Consider the following 5,576-nt stretch of genomic DNA (forward strand, 5'->3'; position numbering starts at 1 on the left):
CCGCGCGGGCCGAAGCCTCCCGCAGCGGAGGCCCGCAACTGACGTTGCTGTGGGCCCCGCAGGCTTCAACCCGTTAAGGCAATTGCATTTTCGCAAGTTCGATCGCGTCCCCGCTGGCGGCGAGCTATGACTGTAGTCCGAGAGCGAATAGCTAAGTCCCCGTGTCAACGGTCGGCCCGCAGCCCCCAGATGCGGAGGGCCGAAATACTCCGCTCGCGCTTCGTATTCGTTCTCCGCTGGCTGCGGCCGAAAACGCATTTCGCAGAATAGGCAGTGCTTCTGTGGCTCTTCGAGCCGCCGGGCGATAAATGGGCTTTGCTTATGCAACCCTTTAGGCCCCGCAGGCTTCGTCCGCTTGAACTGAGAGCAAGTAGCGCAGTTCGTAGAACCGCCAATCTGTTCGCCCAAGCTTTTGCAACTCGTCGGAGCTCGTTGCACTCACCACTGGCAGCGACCCGCACAAACCCCGCCCCGGGCTTCCTCGACTACCCCTCAGGCGAATCAGGCCTCGTCGGCAGCGCCGGATTCAGCTGGGCCTCCACAGTCAACGACAGTAGTAGCATGGACTTGAATTTCACGTCGCAATACCTCGGCACCAGCACCTCGAACGGCCGTGCCTTCGGTCATCAGTTGCGCTGCCTCTCGGAATAAACAGGGCCCTACACACAGCTACCGGAGCCGAGACCCTCCCCCCGACTCTCCCACCACCTTCCGCGCCCGTCGGTCGAGCCGGATCCGGTACGGCGACCCGTCCGGCCACACACACCACTCGTTTCGTGCCACATTCCACGGCACCTGCGCCCCCATCCGCCTCAGCTCCGCCGTGAGCCGCTTCGCCATCCGTTCCCGGCGTTTCTGCTGACGCGGATTCTCCGCATGGTCTATTTTTTCGAAAATATCCTCCCGGAGATTGAACAACGCCGTCCGTTCCGTGTCATAGAAATAGATCAGCTTCCAGTCCCCGATCCGAATCGAACTGTGCGGCGCAATCCCGTCCCCCTCCGCATCCCACATATTCGGGAAATGCCACATCAGCGGATGCTTCCGCCCCATCGCCGCATCCCCCCTCAGAAGCGGCACCAGACTCTGCCCGTCGATCCGCTGCACCGTTTTCGACCAATCTCCCCCTGCCATCTCGACCACCGTCGGCATCAGGTCGCAGATCGCCACCGGCACCAGACAATTCGTCCCCCCCTCCGTAACCCCCGGCCACTCGACCATCATCGGCACCCGCGTCCCCCCCTCCATCGCCGACCCCTTGCCGCTTCGGAGCGGGAAATTCTGGGTTCCCGGCCTTCCCCCGCGTCCCCACGCCGCCAACCCCCCGTTGTCCGACAGGAAAATAACCACCGTATTCCGGTCGACCCCCTTTTCCTTCAAGTAGTCGCGCAAATCGCCCAGACTTTTGTCCATCCCCTCGATCAACGCCGCGTAAGCCGCCTCCCTCGGATCGAGCCCCGCCTTCTCATACTTCGCATAGAACCGCGTGTCCCGATCCAGCGGCACATGCACCGCATAGTGGCTCATGTAGAGAAAAAACGGCTGATCCAGCCATAACGCCGTATCGATCTGCTTTTTCGCCTCGCGCGTCAACGCCTCCGTCACGAAGATATCCTCCCCCCAGTACTTCTCCAACCCCGGCACCGCAAACGGACTCTGTTGCTCCTCCCCCGGCCTGTTTCCGAAATTGTTTTCGCCCAGATACGAAGCCAATCCCCCCGCCGCATGCCCCGCGACATTGACATCGAACCCCAGCGTCAACGGATCCGCCCCCGGCGTCTCCATCGCCCCGAAATGAGCCTTTCCCACCAGAATCGTGCGATATCCGGCCTCCCGCAAGAGCTCCGGCAGCATCGTCGCATACGTCGTCCGCGGTACCCCCGGCGTAGCCGCGATTCCGTTCACATTCCACTCCGGCCACCTCAGCAGCGGGCTCTCCGGATCCGGCCCCCGATCCTTGTACAACGTCCAGTTCGTGACCCGATGCGCCGCCGGATTCATCCCCGTCATGAGGCTGACCCTCGACGGCGAACTGACCGCCGAAGCATAGGCATTGGTGAACTTCAGCGCATTCCGCGCCATCCGTTCCATCTGCGGCGTGCGATACCTCCGATTCAGCTCCGTGGTATCGTGCCAGAACGGCACCGACGTATCCTGCCACCCCATGTCATCCACCAGAAAGAGCAGGATGTTGGGTTTATCGCCCTGCCTCGCCTCCTGCGCCAACGCCCTCCCGTCGTTCCCCGCGGCAACCGCCGAGAGCCCGAGGAGCGAGAAAAAAAGACCAGATTTCATCCGTCACACCGAATTAAGTCGTAAATTTGAGTGCAAGTTACGAAATTCCCGAAATATACATCCCCCTCTCTCCCGCCATGAACCTCTACCGCGACTTTCTGACCTATATCCGCACCACCTTCAGCGCCTCCTCCTGCGACGAGATCCGGCGCGCCCTGCACACCGCCGTCCGCAGCCTGAGCGACCTGAAACGCTACGACGGCACCCCCTTCGTTTTCCACAGCATCCAGACCGCCCGGATCGTCGCCGAAGAGATCGGCCTCGGCCGTAACTCCGTGATCTCGACCCTGCTGCACGACGTCGCCCGGCTCGGCAGAATGCCCCTTCCGGAGATCGCGGCCGCCTACGGCCCCGAGTGCGCCGGCATCCTCCGCGGCCTCAACCACATCTCCGCCGTCGACCCCAAGACCTCGACCCTCCAGGCCGACAACTTCCGCGAACTGATCGTCTCCTACTCCACCGACCCCCGCGTCATCCTCATCAAGATGGCCGACCGGCTCGAAGTGATGCGCGCCCTGGAGAGCTTTCCCGAGCTCAAACGCAACAAAAAAGCCTGGGAGACCCTGAACCTCTACTCCCAGCTGGCCCACAAACTCGGCCTCTACGGCATCAAATCCGAGATGGAAGACCTCTCGCTGAAATACCTCGAACCCCGCGAGTACGACCACATCGTACGCAAGCTCAGCGAAAGCGACGCCGCCCGACAAGCCTTCATCGCCACCTTCGTCCGCCCCATCGAAGATCGCCTCCGCGCCCTCGGCATCCGCTACAAACTCAAGAGCCGCACCAAATCCATCTACTCCATCTGGCGGAAGATGCGGAAACAGCGCGTCCCCTTCGAAGAGGTCTACGACCTGTTCGCCATCCGGATCATCATCGACTGCCCCCCCGATCAGGAGAAGATGCAGTGCTGGTCGGTATATTCCGTCGTGACCGACTTCTACACCCCCAACCCCGACCGGATGCGCGACTGGATCTCGATTCCGAAATCCAACGGCTACGAATCGCTCCACACCACCGTCGTGACCCCCCAGGGCCGGTGGGTCGAAGTCCAGATCCGCACCCGGCGGATGGACGAAGTCGCCGAACGCGGCGTCGCCGCCCACTGGCGCTACAAAGGCGTCGGCGGCGGAGGCCTCGGGAGCGAACAATGGCTCGCCCGCCTGCGCGAGATCGTCGAGACCACCGCAGCCGCCGAGACCATCGAAGAACGCTTCGACCTCGCCCTGAGCAGCAACGAAGTCTTCGTCTTCACCCCCACCGGCGACCTCCGCAAACTTCGCGAGGGCTCCACCGTACTGGACTTCGCCTTCGACATCCACTCCAACCTCGGTATGACCTGCACCGGCGGTCGGATCAACGGACGCAACGTCTCCCTCCGCGAACGTCTGCGCAACGGCGACGTCGTCGAGATCGTCACCTCCAAGACCCAGCGTCCCCGCGCCGGCTGGCTCGACATCGTCGTGACCTCGAAAGCCAAAGCGAAAATCAAACAGATCCTGCGCGACGACCAGGCCCGGAGCGCCCAGCTCGGAAAAGAGGAGCTGGAGCGGAAAGTGAAGAACTGGAAACTCCCCCTGACCATCGAAGAGGCCGTGACCGCCCTGTCGAAATACTATAAAGTCAAGACCGGCTTCGAAGTCTACGCCCTGATATCGGAGCAACGCCTCCCGATGGGCGAAGTGAAAGAGCTCCTGACCGACGCCGCCTCGGGTCGCCTTCCCGCGCCTGAGATTCAGCCCCGTCGCGCCAAGTCCGCCCCCTCGGCGTCCGGCGACGACCGCAGCGGCGACTGCCTGGTGATCGACGAAACCCTGCGCGACGTGGAGTACAAGTTAGGCGGCTGCTGCCACCCGATCCTGGGCGACCCGATTTTCGGCTTCGTGACCGTCCACAGCGGGATCACCATCCACCGCACCGACTGTCCGAACGCCAAGCGGCTTCGGGAAGAGTACCCCTACCGGGTGCTGAGCGCGCGTTGGCGCGAGACGACCTCGAACGGGGCCTTTCTGGCGACGATTCGTGTTACCGGCGACGACCTCCCGGGTTTGGCCGGTCGCATCACCGATCTGGTCTCCCAGGAACTGAAACTCAACATCCGTTCCCTGTCATTCGGCGTCCAGCGGGGGATGATGCAGGGCCAGCTTTCGATCGAAGTGAAAGGCGCCCAAGCCGTCGACATGGTGATCCATAAGATCAAGCGGCTGAAAGGGATCGTACGCGTCTTCCGGGTGAACAGTTAGACCTGCTCCCGCCCCGGGCTACCGCGATTACGCATCAGGTAGACTGGTTGGCATCGCTACCAACGGTTACAGTTATTCATCGACTCAGAGGCCGAGTTCCGGGTGTTTCTGGCTTGACTTCAAACCAACGTATCTCAATCCGAGTCACTCGGATCATCGTGCCTACAGTTTTCAGTTGCGTTGCCTCTCGGAATAAACGGAGAAACGCAACCGCGCAGGACGTTGCATGCGATTGCATTTCTTGAAAGTCAATCTTTTCTTTGCTCCGCTCGGGCCGCGGGGGCCCCTACTTTCTATTATGTGATAGAAAGTAGGCAAAGAGCACATTCAAGGGGGATTTACACCCCCCTTGAAAATCCCCCGGCGATTCCTTTTTAAGAGAGGCAGCCCTTTACCCGCTCCGGGCTACCGCGACGCGGGTAATAACAAATTGTTCGGCGGATTAGGCAATACCGGTCGTGAAGGAACAATTTGGTCGGCTTCCGTAACGGACAAATCATACGGTATCTGTTCATACTTCACCGGAGCCGATCTTACTCCTAACAGTCCGGGTTACAATGGCCACGGTTTTCCGTTGCGTTGCCTCTCGGAATAAACGGGAAGGAGAGCCTTCTCCGGAACGATTGGGGACTTAGAATCCGGACTTATATTCGTTTCCTTATTCTGATTTTGGAGACACTGAACCGCACGGGCCGCCCCGGGCTACCGCAACTACAATACAGGTTTGCTGAACCGCGTGGACAGTCATGGGTTCAGCTGGTCTGCCGCCACGAACGGCATCCGCGGCATGGACCTGAGTTTCGATCCCCAAGGACTCTACGCCAACGGCTCAGACGGTCGTGGTCACGGTTTTCAGTTGCGGTGCCTCTCGGAATAAACGGAGGAGAAGTACTCGCGGTGGGCAAAGGGCTGGAGTTACCCTAACTGGCTCGACTTTGGCGGCCGGAGCCAGCGGGGGCGCAACGAGCATCGCGAAATTGCGGCCCTACGCCGGGGGTGGCTCCGGCCCGCGCGGTTCTACGAACCGCAGAAGCACCG

At 61.2% G+C, this 5,576-nt stretch carries 4 protein-coding genes; 3 read left to right on the plus strand and 1 reads right to left on the minus strand.

The features are described from left to right. Positions 1-669 precede the first annotated feature (669 nt). The gene (locus QZ302_RS08265; RefSeq protein ID WP_294594371.1) at positions 670-2,295 is read right to left on the minus strand and encodes a sulfatase; all 1,626 of its coding nucleotides are present in this window, start codon (positions 2,293-2,295) and stop codon (positions 670-672) included. Between the two features lie 26 nt (positions 2,296-2,321). Between QZ302_RS08265 and QZ302_RS08270 the strand changes: the two genes are divergently transcribed. The 3 genes from QZ302_RS08270 (at position 2,322) to QZ302_RS08280 (ending at position 5,415) form a co-directional block, all read left to right on the plus strand. After that, positions 2,322-4,538, plus strand: coding sequence for a RelA/SpoT family protein (locus tag QZ302_RS08270; protein ID WP_294594373.1), 2,217 nt, complete (start codon positions 2,322-2,324; stop codon positions 4,536-4,538). Between the two features lie 430 nt (positions 4,539-4,968). Further along, entirely contained in the window at positions 4,969-5,133 is a 165-nt protein-coding gene (locus QZ302_RS08275) for a hypothetical protein (protein WP_294594374.1), read from the plus strand. Between the two features lie 129 nt (positions 5,134-5,262). Further along, on the plus strand, positions 5,263-5,415 hold the full coding sequence (locus QZ302_RS08280; protein WP_294594375.1) for a hypothetical protein: 153 nt from the start codon (positions 5,263-5,265) through the stop codon (positions 5,413-5,415). Positions 5,416-5,576 lie beyond the last annotated feature (161 nt).

Origin of the sequence: uncultured Rikenella sp. (assembly GCF_910579375.1) — a bacterium.
Classification (GTDB): domain Bacteria; phylum Bacteroidota; class Bacteroidia; order Bacteroidales; family Rikenellaceae; genus Rikenella.

What these genes read in the sequence shown, in the direction of transcription:
- QZ302_RS08265 (WP_294594371.1), bottom strand. Translation starts at nt 2,295, where the DNA reads ATGAAATCTGGTCTTTTTTTCTCGCTCCTCGGGCTCTCGGCGGTTGCC.